17 protein-coding genes and 1 tRNA gene are annotated in these 15031 nt (G+C 71.5%); 8 read left to right on the top strand and 10 right to left on the bottom strand.

Features of this window, described 5'->3' with window-relative positions; all coding sequences use genetic code 11:
* On the top strand, positions 1 to 411 hold the full coding sequence (locus FB558_RS15230; protein ID WP_246106448.1) for a GtrA family protein: 411 nt from the start codon (positions 1 to 3) through the stop codon (positions 409 to 411).
* A gap of 12 nt (positions 412 to 423) precedes the next feature.
* Here FB558_RS15230 and glfT1 read toward each other — a convergent pair whose 3' ends face one another.
* The 5 genes from glfT1 to FB558_RS15255 form a co-directional block, all read right to left on the bottom strand.
* A complete protein-coding gene (gene glfT1, locus FB558_RS15235) occupies positions 424 to 1350 on the bottom strand; it encodes a galactofuranosyltransferase GlfT1 (protein WP_142053212.1) in 927 nt (308 codons plus the stop codon).
* Positions 1347 to 2111, bottom strand: coding sequence for a galactan export ABC transporter ATP-binding subunit Wzt/RfbE (gene wzt, locus FB558_RS15240; RefSeq protein WP_142053214.1), 765 nt, complete (start codon positions 2109 to 2111; stop codon positions 1347 to 1349). Before wzt ends, glfT1 begins: the two co-directional genes overlap by 4 nt.
* A gap of 7 nt (positions 2112 to 2118) precedes the next feature.
* Complete coding sequence (wzm, locus tag FB558_RS15245; protein WP_142054261.1) at positions 2119 to 2994, bottom strand: galactan export ABC transporter permease subunit Wzm/RfbD; 876 nt, start codon at positions 2992 to 2994, stop codon at positions 2119 to 2121.
* Positions 2995 to 3106: 112 nt separating this feature from the next.
* Positions 3107 to 3664: a bacterial proteasome activator family protein gene (locus FB558_RS15250; RefSeq protein WP_142053216.1), complete on the bottom strand. Its 558-nt coding sequence runs from the start codon at positions 3662 to 3664 to the stop codon at positions 3107 to 3109.
* A 21-nt stretch (positions 3665 to 3685) separates the two neighbouring features.
* Positions 3686 to 4672 (bottom strand): NAD(P)H-quinone oxidoreductase, encoded by a 987-nt coding sequence (locus FB558_RS15255; RefSeq protein WP_142053218.1) that lies wholly within the window; start codon positions 4670 to 4672, stop codon positions 3686 to 3688.
* A 54-nt stretch (positions 4673 to 4726) separates the two neighbouring features.
* Between FB558_RS15255 and FB558_RS15260 the strand changes: the two genes are divergently transcribed.
* Entirely contained in the window at positions 4727 to 5374 is a 648-nt protein-coding gene (locus FB558_RS15260; RefSeq protein WP_142053220.1) for a GNAT family N-acetyltransferase, read from the top strand.
* A gap of 81 nt (positions 5375 to 5455) precedes the next feature.
* On the opposite strand, the gene ypfJ is transcribed toward FB558_RS15260, so the two are convergent.
* The gene (gene ypfJ, locus FB558_RS15265; RefSeq protein ID WP_142053222.1) at positions 5456 to 6400 is read right to left on the bottom strand and encodes a KPN_02809 family neutral zinc metallopeptidase; all 945 of its coding nucleotides are present in this window, start codon (positions 6398 to 6400) and stop codon (positions 5456 to 5458) included.
* Positions 6401 to 6491: 91 nt separating this feature from the next.
* Here ypfJ and FB558_RS15270 point away from each other — a divergent pair, with 91 nt between their 5' ends.
* The 5 genes from FB558_RS15270 (at position 6492) to FB558_RS15290 (ending at position 10629) form a co-directional block, all read left to right on the top strand.
* A complete protein-coding gene (locus FB558_RS15270; protein WP_142053224.1) occupies positions 6492 to 7637 on the top strand; it encodes an endonuclease/exonuclease/phosphatase family protein in 1146 nt (381 codons plus the stop codon).
* A gap of 28 nt (positions 7638 to 7665) precedes the next feature.
* A tRNA-Ser gene (locus FB558_RS15275) sits at positions 7666 to 7753 on the top strand.
* A gap of 685 nt (positions 7754 to 8438) precedes the next feature.
* Positions 8439 to 8696 (top strand): DUF397 domain-containing protein, encoded by a 258-nt coding sequence (locus tag FB558_RS15280; protein WP_142053226.1) that lies wholly within the window; start codon positions 8439 to 8441, stop codon positions 8694 to 8696.
* 84 nt (positions 8697 to 8780) lie between these two features.
* Positions 8781 to 9677: a helix-turn-helix domain-containing protein gene (locus FB558_RS15285; protein ID WP_142053228.1), complete on the top strand. Its 897-nt coding sequence runs from the start codon at positions 8781 to 8783 to the stop codon at positions 9675 to 9677.
* 172 nt (positions 9678 to 9849) lie between these two features.
* A complete protein-coding gene (locus FB558_RS15290) occupies positions 9850 to 10629 on the top strand; it encodes an SAM-dependent methyltransferase (protein WP_281288623.1) in 780 nt (259 codons plus the stop codon).
* A 13-nt stretch (positions 10630 to 10642) separates the two neighbouring features.
* On the opposite strand, the gene FB558_RS43250 is transcribed toward FB558_RS15290, so the two are convergent.
* The 3 genes from FB558_RS43250 to FB558_RS15305 form a co-directional block, all read right to left on the bottom strand.
* On the bottom strand, positions 10643 to 11065 hold the full coding sequence (locus FB558_RS43250) for a hypothetical protein (protein WP_170231308.1): 423 nt from the start codon (positions 11063 to 11065) through the stop codon (positions 10643 to 10645).
* Between the two features lie 438 nt (positions 11066 to 11503).
* A complete protein-coding gene (locus FB558_RS15300) occupies positions 11504 to 12223 on the bottom strand; it encodes a PIN domain-containing protein (protein WP_246106451.1) in 720 nt (239 codons plus the stop codon).
* A gap of 208 nt (positions 12224 to 12431) precedes the next feature.
* Positions 12432 to 13328, bottom strand: coding sequence for a LysR family transcriptional regulator (locus tag FB558_RS15305; RefSeq protein WP_142053234.1), 897 nt, complete (start codon positions 13326 to 13328; stop codon positions 12432 to 12434).
* Between the two features lie 113 nt (positions 13329 to 13441).
* Here FB558_RS15305 and FB558_RS15310 point away from each other — a divergent pair, with 113 nt between their 5' ends.
* Positions 13442 to 14632 (top strand): MFS transporter, encoded by a 1191-nt coding sequence (locus FB558_RS15310; RefSeq protein WP_142053236.1) that lies wholly within the window; start codon positions 13442 to 13444, stop codon positions 14630 to 14632.
* Positions 14633 to 14721: 89 nt separating this feature from the next.
* Here the strand turns inward: FB558_RS15310 and FB558_RS15315 are convergent, their stop codons facing one another.
* Complete coding sequence (locus tag FB558_RS15315) at positions 14722 to 14979, bottom strand: hypothetical protein (RefSeq protein WP_142053238.1); 258 nt, start codon at positions 14977 to 14979, stop codon at positions 14722 to 14724.
* Positions 14980 to 15031: the final 52 nt, after the last annotated feature.

Here is a 15031-nt window from a genome sequence, read left to right on the forward strand (position 1 = left end):
GTGACCGCGACCCGCCCCACCCCGGTGCCGCTCGGCCTGGTCGCGCAGCTGAGCCGGTTCGTGGCGATCGGCGCGTTCTCCGCGCTCGTCGACCTGAGCGTCTACCTGTCGCTGTTCACCTTCGGGATGTGGGTGCACGGGGCCAAGGCCATCGGCTTCATCGTGGGCACCACCACCGCCTACCTGCTCAACCGGCGGTTCACGTTCTCGTCCGACGGTGGCACGGCCCGCTTCGCCGGCTTCCTGCTCCTCTACGGCACGACCTTCGCGATCAACGTCGGCATGAACGGCCTCATGCTCACGGTGCTGCCGGAGCTGCCGTTGCGCATGACGGTCGCCTTCGTGATCGCCCAGGGCACGGCCACCGTCATCAACTTCGTGATGCTCCGGACGGTCGTCTTCCGCCGCTGACGCGGCCTGCGCCTACGGGCGTCCGAAGCGTTCGGCGCGGCCCTGGCGCACCAGGCGCAGCCACTGCGCGAACTCGCGCGGGCTGCGTTTCGTCACCAGGAAGTACCAGGCGAACCGCGGCACCTCCAGCAGGCCCACCTTGCGCATCCCTGGCTGGGAGACGAGGAAGCCGCGGTTGCGGTAGGTGTAGTAGCGCTTGACCGGGTCGTCGGGGTCGCGGGCGTGCAGCCGGCCGCCGAGCATCGGCTTGTCGTCGTCCGAGCCCGTCGGGTGCAGGTAGGCCGCGTGCAGCGAGGTGCCGAACGGCAGCCCGGAGCGCACGAGCCGCCGGTGCACCTCCACCTCGTCGCCCCGGACGAACAGCCGCAGGTCCGGCACGCCGACCACGTCGAGCGTGGACGCGCGGAACAGGGCGCCGTTCATCAGCGCCGCGATCCCGGGCAGCAGCTCCTCGTCGGCCCCGTGCTGGACGTCGGCGGCGAGTTCGGCGCGCGAGCGGTGCCAGGTGAGCCCCCGCCGGACGGGGAACGCGAGCCGGTCCGGGTGGTCCTTGTCGGCGACGGTGGGGGAGACGGCGGCGAGCCCGCGCCGCTCGGCGAGGTCGAGGAGCGTGGAGAGCGTGGACTCGTCGGCGGGATAGCCGTCGTCGTCGCCGATCCAGATCCACTCCGCACCCATGGCGAGCGCGTGCAGCATGCCGAGCGCGAACCCGCCGGCGCCGCCGAGGTTGGTCCACGACGGGATCCACGTGGACGGCAGCCCGCAGCCCTCGACCACGGCCTGCGCCGGCTGGTCCGGGCCGTTGTCGACGACGATCAGGTGGGCGATCGGGTGGCTCTGCTTCGTCAGCGCGGCCAGCGACTCGGTGAGCAGCTCGGTGCGGTGCCGGGTGACGACCACCGCGACGACCGATCCGGGCGGGAGTGGAGCTGCGTTCACCGGGCGTCGATCTCGGCCAGCACGTCACGTCCCTTGTAGTGGTGCAGCACGTCGCGCAGCGGGCCGTGCTCGCGGATGGTGCCCTGGTCCATCCAGATCGCGGTGTCGCACAGGTCGGCGAGGAACTCGTCGGAGTGCGAGGCGAAGACCAGGATGCCGGAACGCTCCACCAGCTCGTTGAGCCGGTCGCGCGCCTTGGCGAGGAACTCGGCGTCGACGGCGCCGATGCCCTCGTCGAGCAGCAGGATCTCCGGGTCGATGCTGGTGACGACGCCGAGCGCGAGGCGCACCCGCATGCCCGTGGAGTAGGTGCGCAGCGGCATCGACAGGTAGTCACCGAGCTCGGTGAACGCCGCGATGTCGTCGACGCGCGACTCCATCTGCTTGCGCGTCATCCCGAGGAACAGCCCGCGGATCAGGATGTTCTCCAGACCCGAGATCTCCGGGTCCATGCCGACCGCGAGGTCGAACACCGGCGCGACCTTGCCGACGACGCTGGCCCGGCCCCTGGTGGGCTCGTAGATGCCCGACATCAGCCGCAGCAGGGTGGACTTCCCGGCTCCGTTGTGCCCGACCAGCGCGACGCGGTCGCCGCGGCGCAGGGACACCGTGATGTCGCGGAGCGCCTCGATGATCGGGACCTTGGAGTCGGTGCCGATCCGCCCGCCCGCGCGGCCGAGCACGGCCTTCTTCAGCGAGCGGGTCTTGGCGTCGAAGATCGGGAAATCGACCGCGGCGCCCTCGATGTCGATGCTGACCATGCGTTCCTCAGACCCAGTACGCGACGCGGGAGCGGTAGTTGCGGAGGAAGACCAGTGCGGCGATGCACCCGGTGACGGTGATGGCGCCGACGATGTACCAGTGCCGCCAGGCGATGGGCTGGCCCAGCAGCGGCTGGCGCAGGATCTCGACGAAGTGCATGACCGGGTTGAGCTCGGCGAGCCGGGCCCGTTCGGCGACGGCGGGGTTCGCCAGGAGCGTGTCGTACTTCCACACGATCGGCGTCATGAAGAACAGCAGCTGCGTGAGGCTCGCGATGATCGGGGGGATGTCCCGGAACCGCGTGGCGACGATGCCGGCGAGCACGGAGATCCATGCCCCGTTGAGCACCAGCACCGCGAAGGCCGGGATCGCGAGCAGCAGCGACCAGCCCAGCGGATGCGGGAAGACGATCATCAGCACGGCCCAGATGACCAGGTTGTGCAGGAAGAACAGCGTCTGCCGCCAGATGAGCCGGTAGACGTGCAGGCTCAGCGGCGCGGGCAGGAACTTGATCAGGCCTTCGTTGGCGATGAAGACCTCGCTGCCCTCGCGGATGCAGCCGTCGACGAAGTACCAGATCAGCAGCCCGGTGGCGACGTAGGGCAGGAACGTGGCGATGTCCTCGCCGAACAGGGCGCCGTAGAGGATTCCCATCGCGGTGGCGACCACCGCCATGCTGATGCTGATCCACAACGGTCCGAGCACCGAGCGGCGGTACCGCTGCTTGATGTCCTGCCACCCCAGGTAGCCCCACAGCGGTCGCTGTCGCCAGCCCTGCCCGAGGTCGCCGAACGCGCGTCGCCAGCTCCGGGAGCCGGGGACATCGACCACGACGGGGCGGGCCGAGGTGGAGCCCTCGGCCCGGTCGTCGCCAGTGGTCATCGTCTGGGCCACCCGGCGAGGGTACCGGCGGCGGCCGGCGGGGTGCCGGGCGGTGCGGTCGCGACCGTCCGCGACCGCCGCCCCGCGCCGCCGAGCGGTGTCGTCGACGGGATCAGAGGTACTGGCCGGTGCCGCGACCGAGGGCGCCGCCCTCCTGGCCCTGCTGCGGCGCCGCGCCGGGAGGCAGGCCGCGCCGCATCTGCTCCAGCTGCTGGCGCGCGGCCATCTGCTGGGCGAACAGGGCGGTCTGGATGCCGTGGAACAGGCCCTCCAGCCAGCCCACGAGCTGCGCCTGCGCGATGCGCAGCTCGGCGTCGGACGGCGTGGAGTCGTCGGTGAAGGGGAGGCTGAGGCGGTGCAGCTCGTCGCGCAGCTCGGGCGCGAGGCCGTCCTCGAGCTCCTTTATCGAGTTCTCGTGGATCTCGCGGAGCCGGTTGCGCGACGCTTCGTCCAGCGGCGCGGCACGCACCTCCTCGAGCAGCTGCTTGATCATGGTGCCGATCCGCATGACCTTGCCCGGTTGCTCGACCATCGCGCTCACACCCTGCTCCTCGGCGTCCTCACCGCCCTGCGGCACCCGGGCCATGCCGACCGGCCGCCCGTCGGGACCGATGACCACGACCTGCTGCTCGCCGTTGTCGCCGCTGTTGTGCTCGGTTGGCTGGCTCACCGGGCCACGGTACCGATGTCGTCAGGCGAGGGTCAGAAGGATCTTCCCGACGACCCCGCCCGCCTCCAGCTGGGCGTGGCCCTTCGCGGCGTCCGGCATCGGGACGGTGGCGTGCACGATCGGCCGCACCCGGCCGTCGGCGAGCATCGGCCACACCTGCTCGCGCACGCCCGCGACCACCGCGCCCTTGCCGTTCGGCCCGTCCACCGGCCGCCCGCGCAGCCCCATCGCCGTGACGCTGGCGCGCTTGCGCAGCAGCTTGCCGATGTCCAGTTCGGCCTTGGTCCCGCCCTGCATGCCGATGATCAGCAGCCGGCCGTCGGGGGCGAGGCAGTCGATGTTGGCGGCGAGACCCTTCGCGCCCATGTTGTCGAGGATCACGTCGGCGCCCCGCCCGTCGGTGGCCTCCTTGAGCGCGGCGGGCACGTCGCCGTGGTAGTCGATCACGATGTCGGCGCCCAGCTCGCGGCAGCGCTCGAGGCGGTCGGGCGCGCCCGCCGTGGCCGCCACCCGCGCGCCGAGGGCCTTGGCCACCTGGATCGCGTGCGTCCCGATGCCGCTGCTCCCGCCCTGCACGAGGAAGGTCTCGCCGGCCGCCAGCCGGCCGGCGGCCACGATGTTCGACCACACCGTGCAGGCGATCTCGGGTAGGCCGCCCGCGGTCACGAGGTCGACGCCGGAGGGCAGGGGGAGCAGCTGCGCGGCCGGCACCGCGACCTTCTCCGCGTAGCCGCCGCCGGCGAGCAGGGCGCACACCTCGTCGCCGACGTTCCAGCCGGTGACCCCCTCGCCGAGCTCCGCGACCCGGCCGGAGCACTCCAACCCGATGATCTCCGACGCGCCGGGCGGCGGCGGGTAGTTGCCCTGGCGCTGCAGCAGGTCCGCCCGGTTCACCGCGCTCGCCGCGACGTCGAGCACGACCTCGCCGGGCCCCGCGACCGGATCGGGGACCTCGGTCCACTCGAGGGCCTCCGGTCCGCCCGGCTTCTGCACCGTGATCGCACGCATGGCCGTGACGCTATTCGGTCGAGGCGGATCCCGCCGCTCCGGCAGGGTGGCGTCATGACGCACCCGGAGCCATGGCCCCTGCGCCACCTCGTGCTGCGCACCCCGCGCCTGGAGCTGCGCCCCGACGACGACGCGGGGCTGCTCGAGCTCGCGGAGGAGGCCCACCACGGCGTGCACCCGCCGGAGGAGATGCCCTTCTCCGTGCCGTGGACCGACGCGGACCCGCGCGACCTCGGCCGCGGCGCGCTGCAGTTCTTCTGGCGCCAGCGCGCCCAGCTCGCCCCGGAGGACTGGCCGCTCAACTTCCTCGTCCGGCTCGACGGTCGGGTGGTGGGCACGCAGGGCCTGACCGCCCGGAACTTCCCGATCCTGCGCGAGGTGGAGACGGGTTCCTGGATCGGCCTGCGCCACCAGGGCCGCGGCATCGGCACGGAGATGCGTGCCGCCGTCCTCGCCTTCGCGTTCGACCACCTCGGTGCGCTGCGCGCCCGCTCGGGGGCGTTCACCGACAACACCGCCTCGCGCCGGGTCTCGGAGAAGCTGGGCTACCGCCCCGACGGGTCCCTGTGGGTGGCGCGCCGCGAGCAGCGCGCGGAGCAGGTGCGGCTGCTGCTCACGCCCGAGGCGTTCGTCCGCCCGCCCTGGACGCTGCAGGTCGAGGGCCTGGACGCCTGCCGCCGCATGCTCGGCCTCGACGGCTGACCCGGACGCTCGCACACACCTCCGGCACCCGGCACGCACGTCCGGGCGTGGGTGCGGGGTCGCCACGGTGTGTGCGAGCGGTCATCCGAGGTCGACGCCGCGGGCGAACGTGTCGCAGCGCGCCGGGTCGCCCGTCTCGTAGCCGGTGGTGAACCAGCGCTCGCGCTGCGCCGAGCTGCCGTGGCTGAACTGGCTCTCGTCGACCCGGCCGCCACCGAGCTCGCTCTGGATGTAGTCGTCGCCGATCCGGGCCGCGGTGTCCAGGGCGGCGGCGATGTCGTCCTGCGTGATGTCGCTGATCAGCGGCTGCCCGGACGCGGTGGGCGTCGACTCCGCGTGGGCCGCCCAGACGCCGGCGTAGCAGTCGGCCTGCAGCTCGAGGCGCACGGAGCCCGACGTCGGCCCGGTCTCGCCCGGCCGCACGCGCGAGTTCGTGCCGAGCAGCGCCTGGATGTGGTGCCCGAACTCGTGCGCCATCACGTAGGCGCGGGCGAACGGCCCGCCCTGGGCGCCGAACCGGGTCTCCAGCTCCTGGTAGAAGCTGAGGTCGATGTAGATCTCGTTGTCGCCGGGGCAGTAGAACGGCCCGACGGCCGAGGACGCGCTGCCGCACCCGGTGCGCACCGAGCCGCTGAAGAAGTTGGTGCGCGGCGGCTGGTAGGTGATCCCGGAACGCGCGAGCGCGTCGCTCCAGTAGCCGTCGAGCGAGTTGACGACGGCGACGACCTCGCAGTCCAGCTCGGAGTTGGCGTCGGCGCCGGATCGGCAGTTCTGCGCGGCCTGCGAGGTGTCGGTCGTCTGGCCCTCGGGCAGCCCGCTGAGCCCACCGGGCAGCGCGTACCCGCCCCCAGCACCGACGCCACCCAGCTGCGTCAGCAGGAAGTAGAGGATCAGGCCGACGACGCCGAGCCCGCCGCCGCCCACGGCGACGCGCCCACCGAGGCCCCCGCCACCACCGCGCCCGCCACCACCGCGCAGGTCGTCGATCTGCGACGTGTCCAGCCGGGCGTTCTCGTCGAACCGCATGCCGCCTCCCGCACTCCGTGCAGATCCCACCACACCGCGCGGCATGTCCGCCGTCATCGGGCGTTCACGCTCGCCTGTCAGGGTGACGCGCATGTCGCTGCCCCGCGTGCTCCCCGCGCTCCTCGCGTTGGCCGTCCCCGTGCTGGCGGCCGGGCCTGCGGCCGCCGCCCCGCCCGAGCCGGTCCGCGTCGCGACCTTCAACGCCTCGCTGAACCGCGCCGCCGAGGGTGAGCTGGTGGCCGACCTGTCGACGCCGGACGACCCGCAGGCCCGGGAGGTGGCCGAGGTGGTGCAGCGGGTGCGCCCGGACGTGCTGCTGGTGAACGAGTTCGACCACGACCCCGCGGCCGTCGACCTCTTCAGGGACAACTACCTCGAGCGCGGCCAGAACGGCGCCGAGCCGATCGAGTTCCCGCACGCGTTCACGGCGCCCGTGAACACCGGGGTGCCGAGCGGGTTCGACCTGGACAACGACGGCACCGTCGGCGGCGGCAACGACGCGCTCGGGTTCGGGGAGTTCCCGGGGCAGTACGGGATGCTCGTGCTCTCCCGCTTCCCGATCGACACGACCGCCGTCCGCACGTTCCAGCACTTCCGGTGGGAGGACCTGCCCGGCGCCCGGCTGCCCGCGGGCTTCTACACGCCCGAGGAGCTGGACGCGCTGCCGCTGTCCTCGAAGTCGCACTGGGACGTTCCCGTGCGGATCGGCGCGCGCACCCTGCACGTGCTGGCCGCCCACCCGACGCCGCCGACGTTCGACGGCCCGGAGGACCGCAACGGCCTGCGCAACGCCGACGAGATCGCGTTCTGGCGCCACTACGTCCAGCCCGGGCGCCACGCCGACGCGCTCTACGACGACGCGGGCCGCCGCGGCGGGCTCGGCGGCGGCGAGCGGTTCGTGGTCCTCGGCGACCACAACTCCGACCCGTTCGACGGCGACTCGCTCCCCGGCGCGGCCCAGCAGCTGCTCACCGCGCACCGCGTGCAGGACCCCGCGCCCGGCTCCGACGGCGCGGCCGAGGCCGCGAACGCGGGCCACGAGGGCGACCCGCGCGTCGACACCGCCGACTTCGCCGAGCCCGAGCCGGGCAACCTGCGGGTCGACTACGTGCTGCCCTCCCGCCCGCTCGCTGTGGTGGGCAGCGGCGTGTTCTGGCCGGTGGCCGCCGACCCGCTGGCCCGGCTGAACGACGCCTCCGACCACCACGCGACGTGGGTGGACCTGCAGATGCGCTGAGATCGGCCCGCTGGTTAGGCTGCCCGGCGGAAGCGTGGCAGAGCGGCCGAATGCACTCGCCTTGAAAGCGAGAGACCCGCAAGGGTTCGGGGGTTCGAATCCCTCCGCTTCCGCCAGAACCAGTATCTGTGCTGGTCAGAAGCCGTCTCCGGTCCTGGCCTCAGCGCGGTGCCTGAGCACTGGCCCAAGCCAGATGGGCCAGTTGTGTGCACTCGCCTACGGCTCTTGCCGGACCGCTCCGGGGTCTCCGCCCGCTGGTCCGGGGACTCCGACCGCGGGCACGCCGCGCCCTCACCCGGGGAACTCGGCCGGCGGTTGTGAGGTCGGGCCGCCGGCTCCCTCGGTCGTCGGTGTCGGCCCGTGATCGGGAGAGCAGCCCGGTCGCGATCACGTGGGTCGCGGTGTTCAGCAGCCGGCGCAGCTGGGCCTCGTCGCGACGCAGGGTGTCGGGGCGCCAGTGCAGGCAGATGACTCCGTTCCCGGACGCCCACAGGACGGTGGCCACGTCCTCGGGATCGACGGGCGAGAGCTCTCGCCTGACCGCCACGGTCGGCGGAGCATCGCTGACCGTCCGCACGATCGACCGGCTCCGCATGACGCCGACCGGCATGATCGTCCGCCGCCGGCCGTCTGGAGGAGGCAATGGAATTGCGACTCGAGCAGGGGCGGGGTTGCGATGCGGGACCATGTGCGGTCTTGCACCTGCAAGTTGCAGATGCAAGATCGGGTGTAGTTTCATATGCAATTGCGGCCGGCTCGCGGTCGCCAGGACCGGCCAGTGCGCCCGGAGGGTGACTAGGCATGCAGGATTTCGGTGGGTCGTCCGAGGAGTCGAGAGAGTCGCCGGCGGGTGTCGTGCCGCTCCAGTGGCGCAAGAGCGGGCACAGTAACCCGAACGGCTCTTGCGTCGAGCTCGCGCCGATGTACGACGGGCGCGTCGCGATGCGCAATTCGCGTCACCCTGACGGAGAAGTGCTGGTTCACGCCGCCGCGGAGTTCCGGGCATTTCTGCTCGGTGTCAAGGACGGCGAGTTCGACTATCTGATCGACGGTGACTAACCGGTAGGACGGGGTTTCCCCGCCGGCCCGAGACTCGCAGTACTGTGACCCGATGCGCGAGATCCGCGTCTTCCGGGGGTGATCATGGCCGATGGTCGGGAGGGCAACCCGCCCGACGCTGCGGTCGCCGAGGCCAGGGGCGGTCCCACGGTCCTGCGCATCCTGGTCGGCGCACAGCTGCGCCGGCTGCGTGAGGCGAGCGGCGTCACCCGTCAGGCCGCGTCCGAGGTCATCCGCGGCTCCGAAGCCAAGATGAGCCGGCTCGAGGCGGGCCGGGTCGGGTTCAGACGGCGGGATGTCGCCGACCTGCTCACCGCGTACGGCGTCGTGGAGGGGGCGGCCCGCGACGTCGTGCTGAGCATGGCCGAGCAGGCCAACGAGCCAGGGTGGTGGCACGGCTACACCGACGCCATGCCGGACTGGTTCTCCACCTACGTCGGCCTCGAGCAGGCGGCCACGATCATCCGCACCTACGAGGCCCAGTACGTGCCGGGCCTGCTGCAGACCGAGGGCTATGCCCATGCCGTGATCGACCTCGGCCAGGCCGTCCGGACCGACGAGATCAGGCAGCGCGTCGAGCTGCGGATTCACCGCCAGCAGCTGCTGCACATGCGCCAACCTCCCGACTACTGGGCCGTGATCGACGAAGCGGTGCTGCGCCGGAACATGGGTGGACGGCAGGTCATGCGCGACCAGCTCGACCACATCCTCGAGGCCGGCAAGCGGCCGAACATCACGGTGCAGGTCGTGCCCTTCGACCGCAGTGACGCCGCGGCGGTCGGCGGCCCGTTCACCCTGCTGCGTTTCGCCGAGCCCGACCTGCCCGACATCGTCTACCTCGAACAGCTCAACAGCGCCCTCTACCTGAACAGGGGCGCCGACGTGGAGATCTACCTCAAGATCATCGACCGGCTGTCCGCCGGTGCGTTGACGCCGCGGACGTCCAGCGAGCTCATCGCGTCCGTACGCGACACGCTATGACACCCGGCCCGACCGAGGTGGGCGTTTCGCTCACGATGCGGCTCGGGGCGATCCGATTATTGCGGTACCGTGACTCGATCAGTCATTCATCAGACGTGCAGGGGGAGCGGCAGTGACGGAATCGGCCGAACAGCTCAGATCCACCGCGGCGCAGGAGCCGGTTGCGGCCGAGATCGACACGAATACACCGGCGATCTCCCGTGTGTACGATTACCTGCTCGGCGGCAAGAACAACTACGACGTCGATCGCGAAGCCTGTCAGGCGATGATCGACGCTGTCGCCGAGACACCGCTGCTGGCCAGGGCGAACCGCAGCTTCGTGCGCCGGGCCGTGGAATACCTGGTGGGCGAGGCCGGGATCAAGCAGATCGTCGACATCGGGTCGGGCCTGCCCACCGCCGGCAACGTGCACGAGATCGCCCAGGCGATCGAGCCGTCCGTCCGCGTCGTCTACGTGGACAAGGACCCGATCGTGCTCGCCTACGGCCGAGCGCTGCTCAGCACCGACGACAACACCACGGTGATCACCGCGGACCTCCGGGACCCTGACGGGATCTTCGCGGATCCCGAGGTCCGCCGGCTAATCGACACGAGCGAGCCGTTCGCGGTGCTGCTGGGTGGCGTGATGATGCACCTCGAGGACCACGAGGACCCCGAGGGGGTCGCGGCCCGCCTCCGCGCCCAGCTCCCTTCGGGGGGGTACCTGGTGCACTGCGGCTGTGCCGACCCCGGCGACCCCCGGGCGAAGGAGCTCAACCGCATCTTCATGGAGACCAGCATGGGTTCCCGCTGCTTCCGCCCCGTTGCGGAGCAGCGCGTGTACTTCGACGGCCTCGACCTGATCGAGCCCGGTTTCGTGGCCGTCAACACGTGGCGGCCGAACGCCGATTTCCCGGACCCGGGCAACCCGGCCCACGCGATGCTGGTAGGCGGCATAGGCCGAAAGCCCTAGAGCGCACACGCGATCAGCGCGAAGTCGCCCTGGTCTGCCGGCCGGACGTCAACGCGGACCGACCCGGCTGGACAGTGCGAAGAAGAGGCCTGCGACCTCCTCGATCGGCCCGCGTGCCGGCGGCCTCGGCGTCCCGCTCACGGAGCAGCGACAGCAGGAACCGCTCGACCAGCACCGGAGGGAACGGGTCGGCCACGTGTCCCGCGAACTCGGGTCGGTCCGGCAGGTCGTGCGCAGGATCGCCGCCTTGAGGTCGAGCTTGGTGCATCTCCGGCGCGCACGTGCGGGCGAGGCCCGGTTCGGTGTTCTGGGCCCGGTTGTCGGCGAGCGCCAGCCGGGCGACCTCGCCGGTCATCTCGGCGGGCAGCTCGTTGCGGCCGGCGCGGTCGAGCTCGCCCGCGGCGTACGAGGTCGCCGGGGACGGGATCGTCGTCAACGCGGTCCTGCCCGCCGCGGTGAACCGGCGGTGATCCACAACCCGGAGACGTACCGGGTGATCCGGCCAGACCTGGAGGAGCCGGCCCGGGACGACGTCGAGCCGATGTTCGCGCAGGGACGGCCGCGACCCCGGACTCATGGAGCCGCAGGACGTGGCGAACGCGGTGCTGTACCTCGTCTCGGACGAGGCCTCGATCACCCTCGCCAACGGGCTCCAGTGAGCCCGCTCCAGCGGCAGGTCCAGGACGGCCTCGACTCGCTGGGCAGCAGTACCGAGATCGGCCTGCAGGTCGCCGTCTTCCGGTACGGCGACCTGGCCAACAGCCTTCGGCACAAAGAGAAAAACCCGGCCCACGAGGGGCCGGGCGGGTATGGGTCCACGATATCTCGGAGTCGAGTCCGGGTCAAACGAGCACTGGTCTTCTCGCCCGATCCTTCACCAACCGGACGGACGCCGGTATCCCCCTGCTGGGTCAGGAAGCTGGTGAGCCTGGTAGTCCTGGCTGGTGAGCTGTCGCCACCAGTGGTTGCCCACGCCATCGCTCGCATCGCCGCTGAGGGCGCCGGCGACGTAGTTCGTTCCGGGATGAACGGTCCCCACCGGAACGCGTAGTCGAGCCTGCCTGATCGGCAGGGCGAGATCGCTGTCGTTGGAGATCACGATCGCTGCATCGATCTTCCGGTCGAACACATCGATCAAGAGGTGGGTGGCGACGTTGACGTCAGAGCCCTTCTCCTCCCGGTCGGCGACCGAGACCATGAATGTCGCGTCGGGGTCGTTGACCTGGGCTCCGTTCTTGACCATCACCGGCCATGCGGGATGGATCAGCACGGGACGCTTCTTGCGGTCCGGCACAGCCATGGGCCGCGTCTTGACCTTGCTCGTGTAGTAGCCGTACTCGATGTGATCGACCGAGTTGGTCGCGACCAGAGCCTTGAGGTAGACGTCTTGATCACGATGGCCCGCGGCGTTGTCCCGAGAGCTGATCCGCGCGGTGCAGTACGTGACTAGATCGACTCGAGCCAGCGGCCAAAGTGTCGAATGCTCGCCGGCGAGGGTCGAGGCAAGGGCTCTGATGTCGAGCCAGCGCCAACCTGCGACACCGCTGCGTCCGGCGTGAGCGCGTCCACCGTAGTAGAGGTTGAACGCATCCACGTAGACACCAATACGCATAAGGCTGTGAACCCTACCGGGTGAATGGTTGCGAGTCAGGAAGAGGGGTGCGTGAGCCGAAAGTCATTGGTCCGCCGCCCTCCCGGCGAGCGACGGTGGGCCGGTATCCCGCGCCTCGAAAGCAAGGAGGGGCACCGTCGGGGTTCGAAACCCTCCGCTTCCGCAGCCTTGATCAGTGGTGGCGGGGGCCTCACCCGGCGGTGGCCGACCACGATCTGCGGAGCTCGTCGAGGACGACCCGAGTGGCGGGGCTCCGGTAGCGGCGCGGGTGGGTGACCGCCTGGACCGCGCAGTCGACGAGGGCCGGGCCGGCGAGGACGGTGAGCGTGCCCGCGTCGATCTCGGATCCGACGGCGATGGTGGGCAGGACCGTCCACCCCAACCCCGCACCGACGCACCGCTTGACGGCCTCCACGCTGCCGAACCGGGACCGCCGCCCGCGTGAGCACCCGGTCAGATCGAGTTGCTCGGTCACGTGGTCGCTGAAGCCGCAGCCTTCCTCGATCAGGAGGACGTCGCGTTGCGCCAGTTCGGCCCACGTCGCCGCGGGGCCGCTCCCCGCGGTGGGGTCGGCCCGGTCGAGGAAGACCAGTGCCTGGCGCCCGATCGGGGTCAACGTCATGTCCGTCTGCGGCGTGCGCGGCTCCATCACGACGGCGACGTCGATCGCGCCCCGGCGAACGGCGTCGACCGCGTCGACGAAGCTCCCGGGCGCGAGCCAGATCCGGACGTCCGGCTCCTCGTCGATCACCGTCCGGATGACCCGGGGGAGCCAGTAGGTGCACAGCGTCTCAGGCGCCATGACCCGGACCGTCCCGGACGGTCGCTCGTCCCCGGCGGAGACGGCAGCGCGCAGTCGGTCCTCGGCGTCGAGCACCTCCTCGGCCGGGACGACCAGCCGGGCGCCCGCTTCGGTGGTGACCACGCCGCCGGGCAGCCGGTCCAGGAGCCGGCTCCGGAGCTGTTGCTCGAGCTTCTGCACGTGGCTCGTCACCGTGGACTGGGTGTACCCCAGCTCCCCGGCGGCGCTGGTGAAGCTGCCCGAGCGCGCTACCGCGAGGAAGCTCCGCAGCAGCCTGGTGTCCATGGCTCCTCCCGCCGCGTCGGTGTCAGCGCCTGGGATCGCTATCGCCTAGCACGATAGCTGCCATCGAACATCATCGTTTGACGCGATAGCTCCCGCCGATCGACCCTCGTCGTATGGGTGAGCGGTGCCTGCAACGGCCGGACGCGATCTCGGCGGGCCCGGGGGCGCGCGCAGCGAGCGGCCTGCCCGTGCTGCTGCTCGCGACCTTCTTCGTGTTCACCAACTACGCGGCGCTGCTGTCGGTCGTGCCGATGTGGGCGTCCCGGGGTGGTGCGGCCGATCTCGCCGTGGGCGGGACGACCGGCGTGATGATGGCCGCCACCGTGGCCACCCAGCTGACGATGCGCCGGCTGTTCCGGCTGATGTCACTGCGCGCGATGGTGATCGCCGGGAGCGTCCTGATGGGAGTCCCGGCGCTCTTCTACCCGCTCTCCGCGGACGTCGCTCCGATCCTGCTGCTCACCGCGGTCCGAGGGGTCGGGTTCGGGCTGGCCGTCACCGCGGGGGCGACGCTGGTCACCGAGGTGGCGCCGCCGCGGCGGCTGTCCGCATCGGCCTCCTACTTCGGTGCCGCCGCGGCCCTGCCGAACCTGGGTGCGCTGGCGGGCGGGGTCTGGATCGCCGAGACCATCGGCTTCTCCGTGGTGTTCCTCTCGGCCGGGCTGGCCGCCCTCGCCGGGGCCGTCGTGTCCTGGAGGCTCCCGGGACGGGCCCGCGGGCGCTTCCAGCCGGCATCGACCGCAGATGCCCGCGGCATCGCCGCGCCCGTCGTGGTGTTCCTGATGACGGCGGGCGTGTTCGGAGCGGTGACCGCGTTCCTGCCGTTGTCCGGTCCGGACGCCGGGCTCGCCGCCACCGCCCTCCTCGCTGCCTCCGCCGCGCTGGTCGCCGCACGGCTGGCGGCCGGGCTCGTGGGGGACCACCACGGCGCGGGCCGGATGCTCCTCGGCGCGGCGTTCACCACCGCGCTCGGATGCGTGCTGATGGCGGTGGCCCTGCACGGGCCCGCATGGCTGCTGCTCGTGGGAGCCGTACTGCTCGGCGCGGGGTTCGGCGCCTGCCAGAACGACTCGTTCGTCGCCACGGTGCAACGACTGGGCCCAACTCGCAGCGGCACGGCGAGCACGATCTGGAACATCGCCTACGACGGCGGTCTGGGGATGGGTGCCTTCGCGCTGGGCGGGGTGCTCGGGCGCCTGGGCTACGCCGGAGCGTTCCTCGCCTCGGCGGCTGCGCTCACCGCCGTGGCGGTTGCGGTCCTCGTCGGCGGTGCGGCGCGTGCGCGGGGGGCCCTCGCAGAGTGAGGGCGATCGCCTGCGGCCGGCGCTGGTCGGGCTCGGGCAACCGGCACCGGACAGGGCCGTGGTGTCGGTGGACGGCTCGAGCGCCGACCTCAGGGGCGTGGCTGAGGAGGTAGGGAGAACCGTCCTCGCGGCCCCCGGTAGCGGGTCCCGCGGTACGGCCGGTTCAGGGCCTCCTCCACGAACCACCAGGCCTCGTCCCGGGTCTCCGCGTACCCGTGCGACGTCTTGCCGCCGTCGAGTACCACGGTCCAGCGGTACCGGCCGGTCGTTTCGTCGAACGTCACCGAGCCGCGCTGCTGTGACTCGATCATGCGACGTGCCTCGGCCTCGTCTGCTGCCTCACCCATCGCGAACCCCTCGCCCGTTGTCGTCATCCAGAACGCCACAGCGGGGAGCCTA

This window comes from Pseudonocardia kunmingensis (assembly GCF_006716445.1).
Classification (GTDB): domain Bacteria; phylum Actinomycetota; class Actinomycetes; order Mycobacteriales; family Pseudonocardiaceae; genus Pseudonocardia; species Pseudonocardia kunmingensis.